A 230-nucleotide genomic window follows, 5' to 3' on the forward strand; every position below is an offset into this window, starting at 1 on the left:
AGTGACAAGCTTCCGAAAGAATTCGGGGAACTCATGAAAACGAAAGCTCTCTAGCACTCTGCGCATCACGACACTGTTTGATGAACAGCACTAAACAAAAAGGAGTGAAGGGAATTATGAAACGCGAAAGCAACATTCAAGTGCTCAGCCGCGGGCAAAAAGATCAGCCTGTGAGCCAGATTTATCAAGTATCAACAATGACTTCTCTATTAGACGGGGTATATCACGGC

General features: G+C 44.8%; 1 pseudogene. It reads left to right on the forward strand.

Annotated features, from left to right (window positions below):
• Positions 1–116 precede the first annotated feature (116 nt).
• Positions 117–230: pseudogene (locus CF394_RS00065) on the forward strand (acetolactate decarboxylase); the annotation flags it as partial.

The organism is Tetzosporium hominis (genome assembly GCF_002265435.1).
GTDB lineage: Bacteria > Bacillota > Bacilli > Bacillales_A > Planococcaceae > Chryseomicrobium > Chryseomicrobium hominis.